This window comes from Pseudomonas sp. 14P5.3.2 (assembly GCF_057799175.1).
The window spans coordinates 22,934-44,795 of the sequence record NZ_JBYOKU010000014.1 but is presented as its reverse complement, the minus strand read 5'-3'; the positions used below and the strand labels follow the sequence as shown (position 1 = coordinate 44,795).

The window sequence follows — 21,862 nt, the reverse complement described above, 5'->3', positions numbered from 1 at the left end:
CACTGTAGGAGTGAGCCTGCTCGCGATAGCGGTGTGTCAGTCAACGATGATGCTGACTGACACACCGCTATCGCGAGCAGGCTCACTCCTACAAGGGATTTGCGCAGACTCAGGCTACGCGCTCGTCCCCCGGGCTACGCTCGAAATAGCGCTTGTACTCACGACTGAACTGCGACGTACTCTGATACCCCACCCGATGCGCCACCTGCGCCACGCCCAGCCCTTCGGCCACCAGCAACGTCTGCGCCTTGAGCAACCGCAAGCGTTTCAGATACTGCACTGGCGACAACAGCGTGCTGCGCTTGAAGTGCTCATGGAACGACGAAACACTCATGTTGGCGCAACCGGCCAATGTCTCGACATTCAGCGGCTCGGTGTAATGCGCATGCAGATGACTGATCGACGCCGCCACCCGGGCAAACTGCCCCTGCTGTTCCACCAGCGCGCGCAACACATCGGCCTGCGGTCCGCGCAGCGCGGTGAACAACAATTCACGCACCCGCGCCGGCCCGAGAATCTGCCGCTCCAGCGGATCATGCAGGCAACGCAGCAAGCGTTCGACACAACCACGCATGTCATCGTCGAGCACCACCGAGGTCATCGACTCCGGGGTCTGCGCCGGAATGTGCCGCCCCGGCGCCAGCCCCATGGCCAGCACCAGCTCGCCGAGCAACACCCGGTCGATGGCCACCGACACTCCGAGCAACGGCGCATCCGGCAAGGCAAAGGTTTCGCACTCGAACGGCACCGGCAGCGCCTGAATCAGGTAATGCCCGGCGCCATACTCCATGGTGCGCGGGCCGAGAAACGCCAGTTTGCTGCCCTGAGCGATGATCATCAGGCTCGGCTCATAAATGTGTGGGCCACGCGCCACGTCGCAACTGGCACGCAATACCTGCACGCCGGGCAGCCCGGTCTGGCTGTAACCATCGCGGAGCGCCAGCGGCTCGATCAGCGAAACCAGGGTGGCATTGGCATCAAGGTGACGGGTCAACTGCATCGGAGGGGTCTTCAAAAAAGTCACGGAAAAAGGCATGCAAGCATCATCGCAGATCCTTTTGCCAATGCGCTTGCCCAGACCTGCATGCCGGAGGATTAGGCATGAGACCCGGAGGAATCGTCATGGCCGCAGCAGCAGACGGCGCCCAAAATGCGCCACCTCACCTGTCACTGCTTCTGCGAGGTTCCTCATGTACACCGCTATCGGTTATGCCGCCCAATCGGCCACCACTCCCCTCGCCCCGATGAAATTCGAACGCCGCAGCCCACGCGCTGACGACGTGGCGATCGAGATCCTCTACTGCGGCGTCTGCCACTCCGATATCCACCAGGCACGCAACGAATGGGGCATCGCCGTTTATCCGTTGATGCCCGGCCATGAGATCGTCGGCAAAGTCACCGCCATCGGTGCGAATGTCACCCAACATAAAGTCGGTGATCTGGTCGGTGTCGGCTGCATGGTCGACTCTTGCCGCACCTGCGCCGCCTGCCAGCAGAACCTCGAGCAATACTGCCTCGAAGGCCCGACCATGACCTACGCCACCCCGGACCGGGTCGATGGCAGCAACACCATGGGCGGTTATTCGGACAGCATCGTCGTCAGCGAGCACTTCGTCGTGCGCATCCCGGAAAAGCTGGATCTGGCCAGCGCTGCGCCGATTCTCTGTGCCGGCATCACCACCTACTCGCCGCTCAAGCACTACGGCGTCAAGGCCGGTGACAAGGTCGGGATTCTCGGCATGGGCGGCCTCGGCCACATGGGCATCAAGTTCGCCAAGGCGCTGGGCGCGGAAGTGACGCTGTTCACCCGTTCGGCGAGCAAGGCCGAGGAAGGTCGTCGGCAGGGCGCCGATCATGTGATCGTCTCCACCGATGCCGAACAGATGGCCGCCGCCGCAGGCCGGTTCGACTTCCTGCTGGACACCATTCCGGTGCAGCACGACCTCAACCCGTACCTGCAAACGCTGCGCTTTGATGGTGTGCACATTCTGGTCGGCCTGATCGAACCGATCGACCCGCCGGTGCACGCTGCCAACCTGGTGCTGGGCCGCCGCGTGCTGGCTGGTTCGCTGATCGGCGGCATCGCTGAAACCCAGGAAGTGCTGGATTTCTGCGCCGAACACAACATCACCTGCGACATCGAAATGCTCGACATCCGCCAGATCAACGAGGCTTACGCGCGGATGATCGCCGGTGACGTGAAGTATCGCTTCGTGATCGACATGGCGACGCTGAAGCTTTAAACCTTCAGACCGAGTTCTGCCGAGAGCCGGGCTGTGACCCCTTTGATCAGGGGGATCAGCTCGGCCATTTTTTCCAGCGGCATGTACGGCACGGTGCTGGCGATACTGATCGCCGCCACAATCCGCTTGCTCGCATCGCGAATCGGCGCCGCCACACAGCGGATCGACGGTTCGTTGTCCTCCAGATCGAAGGCGTAGCCACCGGCCACGTACTCGGTCATGCGCTGTTCGAGCTGTTCCCACGACTGCTGCGGATGCTGCGGCCAGAACTGACTTTTCCCACCCGCCGGCAGGCTGATGTCGTACAGGCGCTGCCAATCCTGCGGCGCATCATCGAGCATCAACGCCTTGCCGATGCCGGTGCGCGCCAGCGGCATCCGGTGGCCGACCCGCGAACGCATTTCCGGGCCGTTACGCCCCGGATTCTTCAGCAGGTACAACACCTCGTCGCCCTCACGAATGCCCAGGTGCACGGTGTCGCCAGTCAACGCCGACAACTCGTCCAGATACGGCCCGGCCAGACTCACCAGCGGCAACTCTTCGCGCGCCTGAAACCCCAACTCGATCAGCTTCGGCCCCAGCAGATAGCCGATTTGTGGCACCACGCGCAGGTAGCGCTCGTCGACCAGGCAACTGGCCAGACGATGGGTGGTGCTGCGCGTGGTGCCGATCAGCCGGGCGATCTCTTTCAGATCGCGGGCGCCACTGGCCACCGCCTGCACCACACCCAGGCCGCGAAGCAGGGTCTGGGTGCCGGTGGGCGCGGCGTCCTTGGTTTTTTCCGGGGCGTCTTCCTGCATATCCAGCCTTTACCGTTGAGCGAGGGAACGGGCGGCATTATGGTCGCCCGACGCAGACGACTACAACTCGATACGTTCGACCTTGCCCACCAGCAGCACGTAGGACAATGCACCGATCAGCGCCAGCACCGCGATGTAGGTGATCGCCGGGGCGAACGAATCACCGCTGGCGAGGAAACCGATGACAATCGGCGTGGCAATCGCCGACAGGTTGCCGATGAAGTTGAACACCCCACCGGTCAAGCCGAGCAAACGCGCCGGAGCCAGGGTCGAGACCAGCGACCAGGTGATCGAGGCCAGGCCATTGCCGAAAAACGCCAGCGCGAGGAAAGCAATCACCAGCGGTGTCGATTCAACGAAATTGGCGCCGATGATCGAGGTGGAAATCAACAGTCCGCCAATGATCGGCAACTTGCGCGCGAAGCCCACGCTGCAGCCACGGCGGATCAACAGATCGGAAAAGAACCCCGAACACAGCACACCCACGAACGCCGCGAGAAACGGCAGCGAGGCCAACAGGCCGGACTTGATGAAGTCCATGCCGCGATATTTCACCAGGTAAGTCGGGAACCACGTCAGGAAGAACCACAGCGTCGAGTTCAGGCAAAACTGGCCGAGGTAGATGCCCCACAACTTGCGCTTGCTCAGGACTATGCCGAGATCGGTCCAACTGAACGAGGCCTTGGCGGTTTGCGCTTGAATATCCACCAGTCCGCCGCCCTCGCGGATCAGATCGATTTCCGCGTCGTTGGCACCTTTGAAATCACGCGGTTCGCGATACACCGCGTACCAGATGGCCGCCCAGATAATGCCCGCCACACCGGTCGCGACAAACACCATGTGCCAGCCGAATTCATGTTGCAGCCAGGCCAGCACCGGAGTCAGAAACGCCAGGCCGACAAACTGCCCGGAGGTGTAGAAGCCAATCGCCGTGGCCCGCTCACGCTCGGGAAACCAGGTGGTCACCACGCGGCTGTTGATCGGATAGGCCGGTGCTTCCAGCGCACCGACCGCCATGCGCAGCACAAACAGCGCAATGAAACTCGCAGCGAAACCGAGCAGCACCGTGGCCAGCGACCACAGCAGCAGCGCGACACTGTAGAGGATGCGCGGCGGCACCCGATCCACCAGCCAGCCGCCGGGAATCTGCATCGCGGCGTAGGTCCAGCCGAATGCGGAGAAAATCAGCCCGACGTGAACCGGGTCGATTCCCAGCTCACTGGTCAGCGCGGGCGCGGCAATCGACAGGTTGCTGCGGTCGAGGTAGTTGATGACCACGGTGATGAACAGCAACACCATGATGAAAAACCGCTTGCGGCTGGGCGTGACTAAAGACGCCTGCCCGGTGAGGGTTTGCGTTGGCATGGGGGGTGCCTCTTCTTATGATTATTTGAGGTCATTGACGCAAATCTCCCATCCATGGAGATCAAACACTGTGGGAGGGGGCTTGCTCCCGAATGCGGAGTGTCAGTCGACATCTCTTTAGCTGACATGCCGCATTCGGGAGCAAGCCCCCTCCCACAAGGATTTGTGGTGGGTCAGAAGGGACTCACCACTCGGCAAAACTGCCATCGGCATGGCGCCAGATCGGGTTGCGCCAGCGGTGGCCGACCGCCGCGCGTTCGATCACGTATTCCTCATTGATCTCGATGCCCAGCCCCGGCCCGTTCGGAATCTTCACGAAGCCCTGGTCATAGTCGAACACCCGTGGATCCTTCACATAGTCGAGCAAGTCGTTGCTCTCGTTGTAATGGATGCCCAGGCTCTGCTCCTGAATGAACGCGTTGTAGCAAACCGCATCCAGTTGCAGGCACGCCGCCAGCGCGATTGGCCCCAGCGGGCAATGCAGCGCCAGCGCCACGTCGTAGGCTTCGGCCATGTTGGCGATCTTGCGGGTCTCGGTGATACCGCCGGCATGCGAGGCATCCGGCTGGATGATGTCGACGTAGCCTTCGCTCAGCACCCGCTTGAAATCCCAGCGCGAGAACAGCCGCTCGCCCAGGGCAATCGGCGTGCTGGTCAACGGTGCCAGCTCTTTCAGCGCTTCGTAGTTTTCGCTGAGCACCGGCTCTTCGATGAACATCAGTTTGTACGGATCGAGTTCCTTCATCAGCACCTTGGCCATGGGTTTGTGCACCCGGCCATGGAAGTCGACGCCGATACCGACGTTCGGCCCGACCGCATCGCGCACGGCGGCAACGTTGGCCAGGGCCAGATCGACTTTCTCGAAGGAGTCGAGGAACTGCAGCTCTTCGGTGCCGTTCATTTTCACGGCGGTAAAACCCCGGCTCACCGCCTCTTTCGCGGCGCGTGCGGTGTCGGCCGGACGGTCGCCACCGATCCACGAATACACACGAATCTTGTCGCGCACCTGACCGCCGAGCAGATCGCTGACCGACACGCCGAGTGCCTTGCCCTTGATGTCCCACAGCGCCTGATCGATACCGGCCAGCGCACTCATGTGGATCGCGCCGCCGCGGTAGAAGCCGCCGCGGTACAGCACGGTCCAGATGTCCTCGATGTTGCGTGGGTCTTTGCCGATCAGGTAGTCGGACAATTCTTCAACGGCAGCGGCGACGGTGTGCGCGCGGCCTTCGACCACAGGCTCGCCCCAACCGGTCACACCCTCATCGGTTTCGACCTTGAGGAAGCACCAGCGCGGCGGAACGATGAAGGTGGTGAGTTTGGTGATTTTCATCTTCTTGTCTCTCTTATAGATGCGCCAGAAAGGTTAGCGAAGGGCTTTCCAGGCGGCGACGTAAGCCTTGGCATTGACGGCAACTTGCTCAACGCTCATGCCCGGTTTGAACAGTCCGGAACCGAGGCCGAAACCTTTCACGCCAGCGTCGATGAACGCTTGCATGTTGTCCGGGGTGATCCCGCCGACCGGCGCCAGCACCGTCCCGGACGGCAATACCGCGAGCCACGCCTTGACCACCGCCGGGCTCATCTGCTCGGCCGGGAACAGCTTGAGAATGTCCGCGCCCTCCTCCAGCGCCGCGAACGCTTCGGTCGGTGTCGCGACACCCGGCGACAGGTACAGCCCCGCCGCTTTCGCTGCGCGCAGCACCTTGGCATCGCTGTGTGGCATGACGATCACCTGGCCGCCGGCCTCTTTCACCAACTCGACCTGCTCCGGGGTCAGCACCGTGCCGGCACCGATCAGGCAATCGGCGGGCAAGGTCTGACGCAGGATGCGGATACTTTCGTACGGCGACGGGGAATTGAGCGGTACTTCGATGACACGAAATCCGGCTGCATACAGAACTTCTCCGACCGCAGCGGCTTCCTGCGGATGCAGGCCACGCAGGATCGCGATCAGACCGTTTTGTGCCAGTGCTTGCTTGAGCATGTCAGGCCTCCAGTCAGGGTTAACGGGATGAAGAATCGAGCAGTCCGGCGGCCAGCGCCAGTTGCCACAGACCGCGCTCGGTGGCCTGCTCGGCGAGCGTGACCCGGGCGAAACCGCAGGCATCGAGGGCCCGGCCGTAGCGGGCGCAGAGTTGCGCGTTGCCGATGAGGACGATCGAAGGCAGATGCACGCTGTTGCGTCGGCGGCGCTGAGCCGTGGCGAGTGCCGCGAGTTCATGGCCGATCAACAGGCCGGACAAATAGTCAGGTTGTGCACTGGCGTCGAGTTCGCCGGTCAGGCCCAGCGTGCGGGCACTGAACAGCGTCGAGAGCACGCCAAGCTCGCCGTCCGCCGACAGCGCCACTTGCACGCCACGATCAAACGCCAGGCCATCGAAAGCCGCGCCGTGCTGTTGGGTACGACCCAGAATGCTGTGATGACTGAGTACGGCGAACACTTCGCCGGTCATGAAGGTGTCGAAATGAGTGATGCAGCCATCGACCACTTCCACCCACTTGGAATGGCTGCCCGGCAGACCGATCAACAGATCGCCGCCCGCCTCGGCCGGCAGGTTCTGCAGTACGCCGAGGACCTGAGTTTCTTCGCCGCGCATCACATTGGGCAGACGCGAACGCTGGATCACCCCCGGCACGATATGTACCCGCGTGCCGCGCAGACTGACCAGTGTTTGTAAGGAATTTCCGAGATTGGCGACGTTCGCCGGCGTCTCGCAGTAGGCCGCTTCGCGCCAGCCCTGGGCGCTGCCGACCATCCCGCAGGCGATCACTGGCAGATCCGGCTGCGCATCGAGCCAGTCGCCGCACGCCTCTTCGAAGGCCAGTTCAAAGCCGTCGGCGCATTCACCACCGTGGATGACTCGCGGCGTCTTCGGTAACTGCATGATCCCGGACGACAGCGCACGCTGCTCCAGCACCACCCCGCCCGCCGCGAGTTTATAAGCACGTAATGAGGTCGTCCCCCAGTCGAGCGCGATCAATTGCGCCTGCATCGCTTCACCTGTTTTGTTTTTGGCAGTGAGTGCGACGGACTATAGACCTTTCAAGCGCGAAATCTCAATATGTAATTTTGCATCCCATATTTTGGGACTAAATAAGTCCATTTTGTCCAACGCTGAACGACGTCCGTTTAGGTGCAGGCAGGACGACACGTTAAAAAACCAGCAATCAGTAGCAGCCGGAATCCTCTCAGCCCCATCAATCGCGCTTCTCTTGAATCGCACGCACGATGTCAGTTGCTGGGATGAGCATTGACTTCGAATAATATCCACCGAATGAATAAGCAGAAGTGAACACCTTACAAGAGATGACATTACGCTGACCTAATACCTGCAATAATTCACTGGCAGGCATAAAAATATTTGATACGCCCTCATCCTCTTTTTTAAACGAGGACAATTTGGCCATATAAATATGCTCCGCTTTAGATCCAGAACTATCAAGCTCAACAAAATCCCCCACCAAATACTGAGTCAACTTGTCAAAATCCTTAAACTCGACATCCTTATCCAGCGAGCAGAACAAAGACTCGCCCAACTGACTTTCCCCGGTCACATCCTGAAAAAAATTCAACAGATCGGTTTTCGAACCAAACTTAATACCTAAAGATGAGTGATCATCTCCACCACTGACAGAAATCAAGTCAATATCAATGACCGGAAGAACCGATTGCTTAGTGCAAGAACTGCACAGCAGCAGTGTCAGAAAAACAAACAACGACTTCATTTCGAAGATTCCAAATATTGACTCAAACGTTCATACACAATATCGCATGCCGATTTACCACCCTGTAGCGTAGCGCCAAACATGACACCTGCCTGACGATGGTTGGCGTCTACCGCTTCGTTGATAGCTGGCCCAGATGTCATAACCCAACGCTCGCCCATGCTTGCAACGTTATCAGATGAATCCGTCACCTTGGGCGAAGCCAATACATTGACCCAATAATCTGCCGAGGGCTTCGGTGTCGTGAAATATATATCAGACACCATCCAGACACCTGTGCCACCGCCAACAGGATCAAGCGTTACCAATACCTTTACGGTGTAACCGCGCTCTTTCAAAATCGAAGTCAGATGTGCACCATTCCAACCACCCAAACTATGACCTACAACGACAATATAGACCGACTTATCACCTTTCAAAGGACGCTCGACGTACTTTTTAATATCTTTTTCACCGCGAACGTCTTTGTAACTTATGTATGGCAGATTCACCTCAACTTTCTGCTCATTAGTAAGACGCTTCTCTAACTGCTTCCATGCATTCATCACATTATGATGCGGCGGCTCATTTTGATAGTACTCTTCCTTATCCCCAGCACCGCCAATAAAAAACACTGCAACCTTTTTTACTTTAACCGCAGCCTGTTTTACGCTCTGATCAGTCTTGCAGGTCAACTCATGACCAGCCACTTCAGTTTTACAATCGTTGAGTGCGGGATTTTCGACTTCCATTTCGATCACTCTACGAACAGTTTAATAGTTTCGGCCAAATGCGAACTGACCATATGGGTAAAGCCCTGTTCATCGGTGATGCCATGCTCAACACGCCCATCGCCTCGCTGAATCGCATAAGGGTGGTCGGGAATAGGTTCGCCCGTGGCTTCATTAACGACCTGCATCCGATCATTGAAATGCACCGGCATCGGCAACAACCCACTAAACGCTGCCCCTCCGCCACTTTGTCCAATAATCACCGTGCCCGAACCACCGACCACGACATTGCCGTGGCCACCGGTGCTGTCGAGGGTTGCGGCGTTCAGGCCGTTGATAAATACGGTGCCGGAAACAGCGCCGGTGATCGGGCTGCCACAGGCTGATTTGTCGGTCATGCGCGCGGCGGCGAGGCCGTCGAAGAAGACGTCGGGCGAGCCGGAAACGATCGGGTTGGTGCCATGGCCTGGCAATGGGCAGGCGGTCGGGTCGGTGACGCGGGCGGCGGGTTTACCACTCAATTCAAAGCTCCTTGCTTCAGAGGTTCCGGGTGCGGCTGATGGATGTCGATGTCGGTCGCGGCGAAGCGCCAGCGGTTGTCGACAGGGTCGAACAGTGCGTGGCAGTGCTCACGGCTGTCGGGGGATGTGGCAGTTTGCAGATGTCGCCAGGCTTGGTCGGTTTGTCAGGCCAGTTCGGCCGGCGCGGCGTCGTCGAGCTCGTTGAGCCAGGCGTTGTAATTGCGCAGTTGATTACGCTCGTAAGCCGTTTGCAGCAGATCGGCCATTTGCACGCCGAGGTCCAGATGATGTTCGGCGGTCCACTGGCCGATCTCGGAATAGACGTACCAGCCCATCGGCATCAACGCGCCGTCCTTGAGCAACGAATGGCTGGCGGGGGCGACGAAACCGCAACAGATGTGCAGCGTCAGCCAGCCCTGATGCGCGTCGATAAACGCATTCGGCTCGAAGTGGCGTAACGCGATCACACGGTAGTCACCCAGGCCGGCGCTGCGTGTCATGAGTTCGGCGTCGAGCCGCGACACAAACGCACGAATGGCTTTGCCGCCCGTGCGATTGACGATGCACAGGATGTCTACCGGTTGACGCTGAGGGTTGTCAGAGCAGCCTGAGTTTTTCACCAGGCCATACAGGCGCATTGACGCCCGCAGTCCGCTCATCGCCGCTCACTCAGAGACGCAGCGAAGGCTCCACGGGCGTGGAGAAGTTTTGCCAGAAGCATTGCAGGTGTCGTCCGTGAGCGCGCAAAAATGGCGCGTAGAATGCCGGACTAGAGCGGTGGCGGCAATCACTTCAGCATCGGATTGCCATCATCTCCTCAGCCTTCGGCAAATTCGCGCAACACCTTGCCATCCATGCGATAGCGCACCCACTCTTCCTGCGGTTGCGCGCCGAGGGATTTGTAGAACTCGATGGCCGGGGTGTTCCAATCCAGCACGCTCCATTCGAAGCGTCCGCAGTCATTGGCACAGGCGATTTTCGCCAGATGCCGCAGCAGGGTTTTGCCGGCGCCGCCGCCGCGTTGTTCGGGGGTGATGTAGAGGTCTTCGAGGTACAGGCAGTTGCTGCCGAGCCACGTCGAATAGCTGAAGAAGAACACCGCAAAACCGATCGGCACACCGTCACGCAGGCAGATCAGGCCGTGGGCGGTGGCGCCCTCGCTGAACAGGCTGCGCTCGATGTCGGTGACACTCGCAATGACTTCGTGGCGGGCCTTTTCGAAATCTGCCAGTTCGGTGATGAAGGCGAGGATTTGCGGTGCATCGCTAGGGGTCGCCGGGCGGATTTCGATCGTCATGGACGGGCCTTGTCGGAAAAGGAAAACGCCATACTAAGGCCGTGGACGGCGCTCGTCACATGGCAACACAGAGAATATCCTGCTCCGATAGTGCAATGTGGGAGCAGGCTTGCTCGCGAAAGCGGTCTGACAGACAACAATGATGGTGACTGGATTGATGCCTTCGCGAGCAAGCCCGCTCCCACAGGGAACTTCGACAATCTGAAAGGATGCTCATGAACACTGAGATTTTTATGCCCGTGGAGGCGCTCGCAGCAGCACTGCTGCCCCACGCCCTCGAACCCGGCGACGACGGCGCCCACGACCTCGCCCACCTGCAACGGGTCTGGCACAACGCGCGCACCTTGCAGGCTGAGGAAGGTGGCGACCTGGAAGTGTTGCTCGCCGCCGTGCTGCTGCACGACTGCGTGTCCGTGGAAAAAAACTCGCCGCTGCGCTCGCAGGCTTCGCGTCTCGCCGCAGAAAAAGCCGCCAACGTGCTGGCCGATCTGGATTGGCCCGAAGGCAAAATCAGCGCCGTCACCCACGCCATCGAAGCCCACAGTTTTTCCGCCAACATCACCCCGCTGACCCTCGAAGCGAAACTGGTCCAGGACGCCGACCGTCTCGACTCGCTGGGCATGCTCGGCGTTGCCCGCACCTTCTACGTCGCCGGGCGCATGGGCAGTGCGTTGTATGACCCTGTCGACCCCGAAGCCAAAGCACGCGACTACGACGACACACGCTTTTGTCTCGACCACTTCCAGACCAAACTGCTGCACCTGGCCGACGGTTTCCAGACCGCTGCCGGTCAGCGTCTGGCACAGGTCCGGCATCAGCGCCTGAAGGGTTTCATGGAGCAGTTCAAGGAAGAAATCGGCCTCGACTGACAGTCCTGTGTGTCGACCGTTCGTCGTTCATCAGGCACCAATCCGATTCAAGGGCAGACCAACAACAGGTAAGGATTCCAATCACTGGAGAAGCCCTATGATCTCGTCAAGGTTGACTGCCCTCGTATTCAGCGCCCTGCTCTGCCCAGCGGTGTTCGCCGCGTCCACCACCGCAGCGGGCACAGGCCCCACCGACCCGGTTCCACCGCCACGCGCGCCCGCCATCAACAGTGCCCCCGGCATGAACACCGATGGCTCCGGCGTGCCGTTGATCAACCAGCCACCCGCCACCGGCACCGATCCGCGCACTCAAGGCAGTGATCCCGGTCGCCAGGGCGGCATGAATACGCCAGATTCCCCTGCTACGCCTGACAACTCGGGCGTTGGAATCGGTTCCAAAACCACCACTGGTGGGTCGGGCTCCGAAGGGTCCGGCCAGTAGTTCGCCGACGCGAGCGTCCTATTCACATCCATGAAGAGGTAACCATGAACGTCGATAAAAACCTGGAAAAAGAAGTCCTCACCCGCCTGCTGCACGCCCATCCGAGCGGATTGGGCAAAGAGGTGCTCGACAACTATCGCGGTGAGAAAGTCGTGGCCAGCGCCCTCGCCTCCTTGCAGGATCGCGGACTGATCCACCATGGTCATGTGACCTGCAACGAGGCCGGCGAACACTCGTTGAATCTGCCGATCAAGCTCAGTGCGGCTGGCGTCGAGGCAGCCAGAAAGCTCGAAAGCTGACGGTAGATCCGCAAGCATTTGAGTCCTCTAGGAGCTGCTGCAGGATGTGATCTTTCAAGAGCAAAAGATCGCAGCCGGCGGCAGCTTCTACAGTGGGTTTTGTGAGCGACGCGAATCCCATGTGGGAGGGGGCTTGCTCGCGAAGGCGGTCGATCAATCGCCGCAGGACTCACTGATAAACGCGTCCACCTCGGCAGCCCCCGGCGCTGTCGCCGGCCCCCAACGGGTCACCGCCAAAGCCGCCGCCGCATTGGCCCGCCGCGCCGCCTCATGCGCGTTCAAACCCTGCGCCAATCCGGCGACAAACACCCCGGCATGGGCATCACCCGCCCCGTTGCTGTCCAGCGCTTTCACGGCAAATCCCGGCACATGCCGACGCTCGCCACGCTGCTGAATCCAGCAGCCCTGCGGCCCGTCGCGCACCACCATCAGCACATCCTTCGGCAGATAATCCGCCAACCGATCCAGCGCTTGAGCAATGTCAGTCGCCTCGGTAAAGCGCAGCGCCTCGACGCTGTTGCTGGTCCACACATCGATGCGCGGCAGCAGCGCCTGGATCAACGGCGAGTCCGGCGACTCGACCAACGGCCCCGGATCGAACACCACGTTGATCGCCTGCGGCAGCGCCAGCGTCCAGTCCAGCAGAGCTTGCGCCTTGCCTGCATGCAGCAGGCTGTAACCGCTGACGTAGACATAATCGCCCGCCTCGGCGGCCACGCTGTTCAGGTCGTCTTGCGTCACCTCGCCTTCGGCGCCGATGTAGGAAATGAAACTGCGTTCGGCCGATGAGTCGGTCAGCGCCACACACAAACCGGTGTCGCGCTGCGCCGCTTGTTCGATGCCGATGTGGATGCCTTCAGCGGCCATCGCCTGGCGCGCCAGATCACCAAAACGCCCGGTACCGTGGCGACCGAGATAGACCACCGGCAAACCATTACGCACGGCAGCCGCCATCACGTTGAAACCGCCGCCAGCCTCGAACGCGGCAGATTGCGCCAGCACATCACCACCGATTTGCGGCAGCTGATCCACGGCCATGACCAGGTCGATAATGACTTGGCCGGTGTGCAGCATCTTAGGCATGAGCATTCTCGACTTGCGCGGCGCGGCGATCTTTCGCCCCACCAAGAACCCAGTAAATGCCACCGGCCACCACGAAGGTCACGATCCAGCCCAGACCGTTGTGGCCCAGCCACGAGTCAGACAAAAAGCCCTTGAACCAGACGTTCTCGGCCGTGGTGCCGATGGTGGTAAAGCTGAAGCCGAGCACGATGGCAATCGCCCACGCGCCGAACGCGCGCCACTCGATGCCGCCGCGATACCAGTAGGCGCTGCTCGGGCTGACGTCGAGCAGGTCTTTGGGGCTGTAGTAGTGGCGGTGAAGCAGGTCAACGACGAAGATTCCGACCCACGCGGTGATCGGCACCGCCAGCAGCGAAATGAAGGTGATGAACGGGCCGTAGAAGCTGTCGGCAATCAGCATGAAGTAGATCGAACCGGCGAAGATCGCCACGATGTCGACCACCACCGCGTAGACACGTTTGACCTTCAGGCCGAGGGTCAGCGTGGTCAAACCGGCGGAGTACACCGAGAGGTTGTTCGACAGCAGCAGGCCGCCGAATGCGGTGATCAGGTACGGCACGGCCATCCACGTCGGCAGCATGTCGCGGATGGCCACGATCGGATCAGTCGCCGAGGCGAGATCGTTGTTGCCCACCGACAGCAGGCCGCCGAGGGTGATCAGCAACACCAGCGGAATCCCCGCGCCGAACGCCGCCGAAGCGACCAGTCGCACAGCCTTGACGCTGCGGTGCTGATAGCGCGACATGTCGGCGCCGGCGTTGGCCCAGCCGATCCCGGTGCCGGCAGCCATGGTGCCGATGCCGATGATCATCGCGCTCAGCGGCGCAGGGGTGGCGTTGAATACGGCGCTCCAGTCGATGGTGGCGCAGAGGAAGCCGCCGACCAGAATGTTCAGCGCGCCGAACACGTAGGTCGCCCACTTCTGGATCACCAGCAAGGTGGCGTGACCGAGGCCGGAAACCGACAGGGTCAGCAGGACGAAAATCGCGATGAAGATCAGCGTCAGCACTGGCGCACTCTTCGCTTCAACCGGCGAGCCGAACAGGATCGAACACAGCGACAGCAACACGAATGCCGCGGTGGTGGTGTTGACGGTTTCCCAACCCAGACGCGACATCAGCGAGACCAGCGTCGGGCCGATATTGCCACGCACGCCGAAGATCGCCCGTGACAGGGTCAGGCTCGGCGCACGGCCTCGGCGGCCGGCAATCGAGATGATCCCGACCACCGCGAATGAACCGGCGGCGCCGACGATCGCGACGATGATCGCCTGCCAGATCGCCAGCCCGCGAAACGCCACCAGCGTGGCACCCAGCGGCAGACCGAGAATGGAAATGTTGGCGGCGAACCAGACCCAGAACAGTTGCAGCGGATGACCGTTGCACTCGGCTTCCGGTACCGGCTCGATACCGCGTGTTTCCAGCTGCCCGGCGCTTGGCCCGGCGTTTGATGAACTCATGAACAGTGCTCCTGTTTGCCTTTATTGTGGTTGTGGCAATGACGCAAAACGACAAGACATCTGTGGCCTTCCCGGGCCTGTCTGTGCGATCCATTGCGGTTGAATACTCAGAATTTGCGGAGCGCCATTCGCGAGCAAGCCCGCTCCCACAGGAGATTTTTGAACGGCTCAAATCCCCTGTGGGAGCGGGCTTGCTCGCGAAGGCGTCCGCCCGATCAACGCAAGGCCAACAGCCCCTGCACCAACGGTTCAAGCTCCAGATGATTGACCGCTTTGACCGTGGCAATCATCGGCGCCGGCCAGCTCTCGAGACCCAGGCAGGCCCCGAGCATGGCGCCAAGAATCGCTGCGATGGTGTCGGTGTCGCCGCCAAGGCTGGCGGCCATGCACAACGCATCGAATGCGCTCATCTCGCCGACCGCCACTTGCTGCGCCAGGGCGAACGACACCACCACCGATTCCTGCGATGCCACCGAAGTGCCGATCACGTCGTACAGCAGATCCGCCAGCAGTGCCTTGTCACTGTCGACGCTGATGGTTCGCGCCCAACTGATGCGCGAAGCAATACGCCCACCAGCGACCCAGTGCCCGTGCGCTTCCGCCTGTTGCGCAATCTGCTGGCCGAGGTTCAGCGCCTCACCCAGATCCATGCCGTTGATCCCGGCCGAGACCACTGCCGCGACCGCCGCCGCGCTGGAAATCCCCAGCGTGGTGTTGTGCGTGACCTGACAGGCCTGGACCACGGCTGCGATGAAACGCTCGGGATCGGCGACGTCTGCCGCGATGCCCACCGGAGTAATGCGCATGGCCGCGCCGTTGGTGGTGCCGTAACGCCCGGCCTCCTCCGGCGAGTGACCGGCGAGGATCATTTCAATGGCGCGTTTGGTCGATGGCCCGAGCAGGTCCTGCGAACCCTTGGCCTGCATCTCGGCTTCCCATTCGATCAGCCGTTGAGCGAGGACTGCCGGTTCGATCCGGCCCTTGCCTTCAATCAGCAACTCGCCGACCAGAATCGCCTGTTCGGTGTCGTCGGTGATCGAGCCTTTGGGCATGTTGGCGGCGATCGGTTGCAGGGGACCAGCGTCCTGCAGATCAGTGATTTTGCCGAAGCGGGTCCTGATCGTTTCGCGGTTCAGCGACTGCGTCGGCATGCCCAGCGCATCACCGAGGGCCAGGCCATAAAACGCACCGAGGGCACGGTTGAGCGCGGTCATTTCGATTCTCCAAATTGCAGGTGCAGGCGGAAATGCACCGGGTCGAGCAGGCTTTCGACCTGCTCCATGAAACGGTTCTGCCGGTCGTAGGTGGTGCGCAGGGCCTTGAGGAAAACGGTGCCGACCGGGCGCCCGAGCAGTTCGGCGTCTTCGGCATTCAGCGGTTCGGCGCCGATCCACTGATCACCGCGCTCGCCGATGTAGCCGTACGCAGCAAGGGTGATGGTCAGGGAGTTGTCGATCAAACCAACCCGCGGCAGGCTTTCCAGGCCTCCGGTCGCCGGCATCAAAGAGCGTTCGAGGGACACCAGGGTGCCATCGTTGGAACGACGGCGCCGGTCGAGGGTGATGAATTGCTCGGTGCCGAAGCGCGAGAGCAGATCGGGCCGGGTCACGGCTTCCAGACGCAGCACTTCGGTGTTGATCAGCGCCCCGCTGTCGGCCAGCGCCTGCGCCCAGCCGCTGCGCTGATCGAGCACCACACCGTCAAACGTGACGATCGAGCCGACCCCGCTTTGCGTGGCGATGTAATTGCGCCGCTTCAGCTCGGCCAGCGCTTCGCGCAACGTGCCACGGCTGACATTGAATTCCTGAGCCAACTGATGCTCGCCGGGCAACAGGAAGCCGTCCTCCATGAGGCCGCTTTCGATGCGCCGGACGAGTTCGTCGACCACCCGTTGTTTCTTGTCAAATCGTACCTGTCTAATCATGTACAAAGTGATACCCGAAACGGGCGCACACGAGCAAGGGGTTTTTAGGGGTTCGGACAGAAGGAATGCGTAACTGTGGCGAGGGAGCTTGCTCCCGCTGGGCTGCGGAGCGGCCCCAAAACCGGTGACAAGGGTGAGTCTGACACACCGCACTGTCCGGATTTGCGACTGCTGCGCAGCCGAGCGGGAGCAAGCTCCCTCGCCACAAAATTATGTTTCGACAGATAGAATCAGCGTTGTTTGAGGCGGTCGATGACCACCGCCAACAGCAGAATCGAACCGCGAATCACATACTGATAAAACGTATCGATGTTCTTCAGGTTCATCGCATTCTCGATGATCGCCAGAATCAGCACCCCGGCAATCACGTGGCGGATCATGCCGATACCGCCGCTCAGCGACACGCCGCCGAGCACACACGCCGAGATCACCGTCAGCTCGAAACCCTGGCCAATCATCGGCTGCCCGGAGGTCATGCGCGACGCCAGAATCACCCCGGCCAGCGCACCGATCACGCCGTGCACGGCGAAGATGATGATTTTGGTCCGGTCGACATTCACCCCGGCGAGCAACGCCGCTTCCTGGTTGCCACCGATGGCCATGGTGTTGCGCCCATAGGTGGTGTAGTTCAGCAGCCAGCCGAAAAACACGAAGCAGACGATGGTGATCAGGATCGGCACCGGCACGCCGAACAACTGGCCGTTGCCGAACACGAAGAACGATTCCTGCGACACGCCCACCGCTTTGCCGTTGGCAAAAATGTAGGCCAGGCCACGGACGATCTGCATCGTCGCCAGTGTGGTGATCAGCGCATTGACCCGCAGCTTGGCAATCACGATGCCGTTGATCAGCCCGACAATCAGGCCCATCACCAGCGCCGCACTGACGCCGAGGAACACGCTGTTGGTGTCGCGCATCACCACCGCCGCAACCACCCCGGCGCAGGCGATCACCGAGCCCACCGACAGGTCGAAATGCCCCGACGCCAGGCAATACAGCATGGTGCACGCAGCGATGCCAGTGGTGGAAATCGCCAGGCCCAGCCCGCGCATGTTCAGCGGCGAAAGGAAGTTGTCGATCAGCAAGGTGCAAGCGAGGAAGATGCCGATGGCCGCCAGCAGCATGACCCAGTCATCGAGGAAGCGCCGCAGGTCCAGCGGTTTGCGGGGGGTCGGCAACGCCTTGTTTTGGATGGTCATCATGTTCACCTCTCAGTTCGCCACGCCGTCAGCGCGATGGCGCGGCAAAGCCAGTTGCAGCAGGTTGGATTCATTGGCCTGGTCGCGGCTGACTTCGCCGCGCAGCGCGCCTTCGCAGAGCACCAGAATGCGGTCGGAAATGCCCATCACTTCCATCAGGTCGCTGGACACCACGATCACCGAAATACCGTCGGCGGCCAGGTTGTGGATGATCTGGTAGATCTCGGCCTTGGCCCCGATGTCGATGCCGCGAGTCGGCTCGTCGAGCAGCAGGACCTTCATCGGCATCGACAGCCAGCGACCGAGAATCGCCTTCTGCTGATTGCCGCCGGACAGGAATTTGATCTGCTGCCCGGCGTGCGGGGTTTTGACTTTCAGCGCCTTGATCTGCTTGTCGGCGTTGCCCTTCTCCCACAGTCCGCGCAGCAGGCAGCCGAGGCTGGCATTGGCGCCGCGCGCGCTGATGTTGATGTTCTCGGCGACGCTGGCCAGCGGGATGATCCCCTCCTTTTTGCGGTCCTCGGGGCACAGCAGAATCCCGGCGGCAATCGCATCGCGCGGTGAGCGCAATTTCAGTTCATGCCCGCGCAATTCGAGGCGTCCGGCGGTGTTGCGCTCAAGCCCGCTGAGCAAGCGAAACAGCTCGGTGCGTCCGGCCCCGACCAGACCGAACAGGCCGAGAATCTCGCCCTTGTGCGCCTCGAAACTCACCGGCTCACGCAGACCCGGGCCGAGCAAACCATCGACCTTCAACGCCACCGCGCCGCGTGGACGGCTGCGGTAATCGTAGATGTCCTGAATGTCGCGGCCGACCATGCAGGTCACCAGTTGATCGTGGGTCAACTGGCTCATGTCATCGAAGGTGCGCACATAACGACCATCCTTGAACACCGTCACCGCGTCGCAAATACGGAACACTTCTTCCATGCGATGGGAGACGTAGAGCACCACTTTGCCCTCATCGCGCAGGCGACTGATGATCGCCATCAAACGGTCGATTTCGCGCGCCGAGAGGCTGCTGGTCGGCTCATCGAAGGCGATCACATGCGCGCCACGGGACAGCGCCTTGGCAATTTCCACCAATTGCCGCTGACCGAGCGACAGGCGCCCGACCTTGGTTTGCGGATCGATTTCATCGGCCAGGCCCTTGAGACAGGCCAGGGCATTCTGGCGCAGGACGCCACGATTGATCAGGCCGAAACTGGCCGGCAGATGGCCAAGAAACAGGTTCTCGGCCACGCTCATTTCCGGCACCAGGTGCAGCTCCTGGTGGATCACCGCGACGCCGCTGCCAATGCTGTCGGCCGTCGACTTGAACGCCATGGTCTGCTCGCCGATCTGCAACTCGCCGCTGCTGGGGATGTAGGCGCCGCCGAGTATCTTCAGCAGAGTCGATTTGCCGGCACCGTTCTCGCCCATCAAGGCGTGCACCTGCCCCGGGTGAGCGACGAAGCTGATGGCGTCCAGCGCCTTGACCCCGGGGAAGGTCTTGCCGATTCCGTTGAAGCGCAGGTTGCCGCCGGCGCTGCTTGCATGTGTCTGTACTTGCGCGTGCATCTGAGTCACCTCTTCACACCGATCGAGCAGCCATCAATTCCACAGGCCAATTTTTTCCAGCTCTTGCTTGAAGTTCTCGCGGGTGATCAGGGTGACGTCGTCCATCGCCGTGTACTTCGGCGGCTCTTTGCCGGTAGTGACCCACTCGTACATCATCTCGGCGGTCTTGTAGCCTTCGATGTGCGGGCTAGGCAGCATCGAACCGAAGAAACCGCTGTTGGGCTTTTTCAGCTCGCCGATGGCGTCGGTGCCATTGATGCCGATGCCAATCACGTTGGCCGCAGCGAACCCGGCGGCTTCGGTAGCGCGTACGCCGCCGAGCACGGTGTTGTCGTTCATGCCGCCGATGATCAGGTTTTTCGCTGCGCTGGGCAGCTTGACCAGCGCCGAGTTGGTGGCGTCCATGCTGCCCGGCACGTCGAGGGTTTTCAGCGCGGCGGTCAGGATGTGGTCTTTCGGCAGGCCGGCATCTTCAAGCGCCTTCATCGAACCGTCGGTGCGCTTCTTGCCGGTGTCGAGTTCGTTGTAGGTATTGACCACCGCGTAGGTGTCTTTCCAGTCCCAGTTGCGCTTCTTCGCCTCGGCGACCATCGCGTTGCCCTGCTTCTGGCCGACTTCGAACGCCGCCATGCCGAGGTACGGCACGTCTTCCATGAACTTGCCGTTGGCGTCGACGAAGCGGTCGTCCACGGCAATCACTTTGAGGTCATTGAGTTTGGCTTTGGCCATGATCGCGGGGCCGAGCGAGACGTCCGGCGGGCAGATCACGAAGCCTTTCGCGCCATTGGCCGCAAGGCTGTCGATGGCCGAGAGGGTTTTCTCGCCGTCCGGCACGGCGATCTTGATCAGTTCGAAGCCCTTGTCCTTGGCGGCCTTTTCAGCGAAGGCCCACTCGGTCTGGAACCACGGCTCTTCAGCCTGTTTGACCAGGAAACCGATTTTCACGGTGTCGGCAGCCAGCAGCGTACTGCTCAGGCTGAACGCGGTGACCGCCAGCGCGGCACTGCACAGGGTACGAATCCCGAAACGACGTTTCATAAGCTGACTCCTTGTTATTTTTTTTGAGCAAATTAAACAGTTTGTGGCGAGGGAGCTTGCTCCCGCTGGGCTGCGAAGCGGCCCTAAAACCGGTTACCTCGGTCAATCAAACACACCGCGCAGCCCGAATTTACGACCGCTGCGCAGCCGAGCGGGAGCGAGCTCCCTCGCCACAGGTGTGGTGGCGTGACACGTACTGCTGCAAAGCCTGTTGAAAATAGTCATATCGTATGATGATTGGATTTCAGACGGAGCTCATCGCCTGAAACCTGTTCCATTCAGTCGTGGTACATCACCGAGCGCCCACCATCGATGGTGATGCACGAGGCGTTGATGAACGGCGCTTCATCACTGGCCAGAAACACGGCGGTCATCGCCACTTCGATTGGCTGGCCGATGCGTTTCGGCGGGTGCAGATCGAACGCGCGCTGACGCTCGGCCTGCGGATCGGCAAAGCCGTTCCAGTAATCAACGTTGAGCTGTGTCTCGATGTAGCCCGGGGCAATAGCGTTGACCCGAACCCCCTTCGATGCGTATTCGATGCCCAGCGCCCGGGTCAGTCCGAGCAGGCCGTGCTTGGCCACCGGGTACGGGAAGCAGCCGGGAATGATGTGGCTGGAATGGGTCGAGGCAATATTGATGATGCTGCCGACGCCCTGCTCGATCATCTGCGGCAGCACGGCTTTGCAACCGTACCAGGCGCCGTCCAGGTCGATGGCGAAGCAGCGATGCCAGTCTTCTTCGGTCATTTGCAGCGGATCGCGGAACACGTTGACCCCGGCGCAGTTGACCAGCACGTCGATGCGTCCGTGCAGCTCAACCGCCAGTTTGGCCATGGCATGCAGGTCTTGCTGACGCGAAACGTCGGCCTTGATCGCCTGCACGTCGTAGCCCTTGTCGCGCCAGTGGGCGGCAACCTTCTCGACCTTCTCTGCCTGAATATCGCTGATCACCAGTCTGGCCTGCTGCGAGGCGAAGGTCGCGACAATAGCTTCGCCGATGCCTTGAGCGGCGCCGGTCAGCAGCACGACTTTGTTTCTCAGGCGCTCACCCTTCGGCGGCTCGGGCACCGGCGGCAAGGAAAGAGGTTCAGCCATGGATCATGACTCCTGTTCGTCAGCACAAAAAAACCGGGCATCTGCCGATGTCCGGTCTGGAAGATTGTGAAAACAAAACAGGCAGGCGCGGCGAACGACGCTGGGCCGTTGCGAGACGCTGACTCCGCTGAGGAGTGCGATAGAGATTCGCTGCATCACTTCACCTGTTTTGTTCTTTTTAAGTGTGAGTGCGTGTTACTGCTGGAACCGACTATAAACCCGACCGCCGA

22 protein-coding genes and 1 pseudogene are annotated in these 21,862 nt (G+C 60.8%); 4 read left to right on the top strand and 19 right to left on the bottom strand.

The genetic code is table 11. From position 1 onward, the window contains the following. Positions 1-109: 109 nt before the first annotated feature. A complete protein-coding gene (locus tag AC27VU_RS13685) occupies positions 110-1,000 on the bottom strand; it encodes an AraC family transcriptional regulator (protein ID WP_003226986.1) in 891 nt (296 codons plus the stop codon). A gap of 190 nt (positions 1,001-1,190) precedes the next feature. Here AC27VU_RS13685 and AC27VU_RS13680 point away from each other — a divergent pair, with 190 nt between their 5' ends. Beyond that, entirely contained in the window at positions 1,191-2,243 is a 1,053-nt protein-coding gene (locus AC27VU_RS13680; RefSeq protein WP_095668610.1) for an NAD(P)-dependent alcohol dehydrogenase, read from the top strand. Here the strand turns inward: AC27VU_RS13680 and AC27VU_RS13675 are convergent. From AC27VU_RS13675 to AC27VU_RS13630, 10 genes and pseudogenes are all read right to left on the bottom strand, one after another. Further along, positions 2,240-3,043, bottom strand: coding sequence for an IclR family transcriptional regulator (locus AC27VU_RS13675; protein ID WP_096794901.1), 804 nt, complete (start codon positions 3,041-3,043; stop codon positions 2,240-2,242). The genes AC27VU_RS13680 and AC27VU_RS13675 overlap by 4 nt on opposite strands. Before the next feature lie 60 nt (positions 3,044-3,103). After that, entirely contained in the window at positions 3,104-4,408 is a 1,305-nt protein-coding gene (locus AC27VU_RS13670; protein WP_258675611.1) for an MFS transporter, read from the bottom strand. 184 nt (positions 4,409-4,592) lie between these two features. Continuing rightward, positions 4,593-5,741 carry a galactonate dehydratase gene (gene dgoD, locus AC27VU_RS13665; protein WP_003226991.1) on the bottom strand — a complete coding sequence of 383 codons (1,149 nt, stop codon included), beginning with the start codon at positions 5,739-5,741 and terminating at the stop codon, positions 4,593-4,595. A 33-nt stretch (positions 5,742-5,774) separates the two neighbouring features. Next, on the bottom strand, positions 5,775-6,395 hold the full coding sequence (locus tag AC27VU_RS13660) for a 2-dehydro-3-deoxy-6-phosphogalactonate aldolase (RefSeq protein ID WP_003226992.1): 621 nt from the start codon (positions 6,393-6,395) through the stop codon (positions 5,775-5,777). 19 nt (positions 6,396-6,414) lie between these two features. Continuing rightward, positions 6,415-7,404, bottom strand: a complete 990-nt coding sequence (locus AC27VU_RS13655) for a 2-dehydro-3-deoxygalactonokinase (protein WP_488724269.1) — start codon at positions 7,402-7,404, stop codon at positions 6,415-6,417. A 205-nt stretch (positions 7,405-7,609) separates the two neighbouring features. Then, on the bottom strand, positions 7,610-8,137 hold the full coding sequence (locus tag AC27VU_RS13650; protein WP_488724268.1) for a hypothetical protein: 528 nt from the start codon (positions 8,135-8,137) through the stop codon (positions 7,610-7,612). Continuing rightward, entirely contained in the window at positions 8,134-8,868 is a 735-nt protein-coding gene (locus AC27VU_RS13645; protein ID WP_098965002.1) for an alpha/beta hydrolase family protein, read from the bottom strand. The genes AC27VU_RS13650 and AC27VU_RS13645 overlap by 4 nt, the downstream gene beginning before the upstream one ends. A gap of 5 nt (positions 8,869-8,873) precedes the next feature. Continuing rightward, positions 8,874-9,368, bottom strand: a complete 495-nt coding sequence (locus AC27VU_RS13640) for a PAAR domain-containing protein (protein ID WP_103484718.1) — start codon at positions 9,366-9,368, stop codon at positions 8,874-8,876. Next, positions 9,365-10,027 (bottom strand): annotated as a pseudogene (locus AC27VU_RS13635) (hypothetical protein). Before AC27VU_RS13635 ends, AC27VU_RS13640 begins: the two are co-directional and overlap by 4 nt. Positions 10,028-10,185: 158 nt before the next feature. After that, positions 10,186-10,665 carry a GNAT family N-acetyltransferase gene (locus AC27VU_RS13630; protein ID WP_003226995.1) on the bottom strand — a complete coding sequence of 160 codons (480 nt, stop codon included), beginning with the start codon at positions 10,663-10,665 and terminating at the stop codon, positions 10,186-10,188. Between the two features lie 215 nt (positions 10,666-10,880). On the opposite strand from AC27VU_RS13630, the gene AC27VU_RS13625 reads away from it, so the two are divergent. The 3 genes from AC27VU_RS13625 to AC27VU_RS13615 all read left to right on the top strand — a co-directional run bounded on the left by AC27VU_RS13625 (position 10,881) and on the right by AC27VU_RS13615 (position 12,275). After that, positions 10,881-11,534 carry an HD domain-containing protein gene (locus AC27VU_RS13625; RefSeq protein WP_488724267.1) on the top strand — a complete coding sequence of 218 codons (654 nt, stop codon included), beginning with the start codon at positions 10,881-10,883 and terminating at the stop codon, positions 11,532-11,534. 97 nt (positions 11,535-11,631) lie between these two features. Further along, the gene (locus AC27VU_RS13620) at positions 11,632-11,976 is read left to right on the top strand and encodes a hypothetical protein (RefSeq protein WP_226499665.1); all 345 of its coding nucleotides are present in this window, start codon (positions 11,632-11,634) and stop codon (positions 11,974-11,976) included. 44 nt (positions 11,977-12,020) lie between these two features. After that, complete coding sequence (locus tag AC27VU_RS13615) at positions 12,021-12,275, top strand: hypothetical protein (RefSeq protein ID WP_103484720.1); 255 nt, start codon at positions 12,021-12,023, stop codon at positions 12,273-12,275. A 153-nt stretch (positions 12,276-12,428) separates the two neighbouring features. Here the strand turns inward: AC27VU_RS13615 and AC27VU_RS13610 are convergent, their stop codons facing one another. The 8 genes from AC27VU_RS13610 to AC27VU_RS13575 form a co-directional block, all read right to left on the bottom strand. Continuing rightward, on the bottom strand, positions 12,429-13,358 hold the full coding sequence (locus tag AC27VU_RS13610) for a PfkB family carbohydrate kinase (protein WP_488724266.1): 930 nt from the start codon (positions 13,356-13,358) through the stop codon (positions 12,429-12,431). Beyond that, complete coding sequence (locus AC27VU_RS13605) at positions 13,351-14,817, bottom strand: purine-cytosine permease family protein (protein ID WP_488724265.1); 1,467 nt, start codon at positions 14,815-14,817, stop codon at positions 13,351-13,353. Before AC27VU_RS13605 ends, AC27VU_RS13610 begins: the two co-directional genes overlap by 8 nt. Positions 14,818-15,032: 215 nt before the next feature. Continuing rightward, entirely contained in the window at positions 15,033-16,031 is a 999-nt protein-coding gene (locus AC27VU_RS13600) for an ADP-ribosylglycohydrolase family protein (RefSeq protein WP_226499662.1), read from the bottom strand. Next, positions 16,028-16,741, bottom strand: coding sequence for a GntR family transcriptional regulator (locus AC27VU_RS13595; RefSeq protein ID WP_045122582.1), 714 nt, complete (start codon positions 16,739-16,741; stop codon positions 16,028-16,030). The genes AC27VU_RS13600 and AC27VU_RS13595 overlap by 4 nt, the downstream gene beginning before the upstream one ends. A gap of 230 nt (positions 16,742-16,971) precedes the next feature. Beyond that, entirely contained in the window at positions 16,972-17,940 is a 969-nt protein-coding gene (araH, locus tag AC27VU_RS13590; protein WP_103484755.1) for an L-arabinose ABC transporter permease AraH, read from the bottom strand. 12 nt (positions 17,941-17,952) lie between these two features. Then, complete coding sequence (gene araG, locus AC27VU_RS13585) at positions 17,953-19,497, bottom strand: L-arabinose ABC transporter ATP-binding protein AraG (protein ID WP_488724264.1); 1,545 nt, start codon at positions 19,495-19,497, stop codon at positions 17,953-17,955. 33 nt (positions 19,498-19,530) lie between these two features. Further along, positions 19,531-20,535 (bottom strand): substrate-binding domain-containing protein, encoded by a 1,005-nt coding sequence (locus tag AC27VU_RS13580; protein WP_488724263.1) that lies wholly within the window; start codon positions 20,533-20,535, stop codon positions 19,531-19,533. A 278-nt stretch (positions 20,536-20,813) separates the two neighbouring features. Continuing rightward, complete coding sequence (locus AC27VU_RS13575) at positions 20,814-21,632, bottom strand: SDR family oxidoreductase (RefSeq protein ID WP_488724262.1); 819 nt, start codon at positions 21,630-21,632, stop codon at positions 20,814-20,816. Positions 21,633-21,862 lie beyond the last annotated feature (230 nt).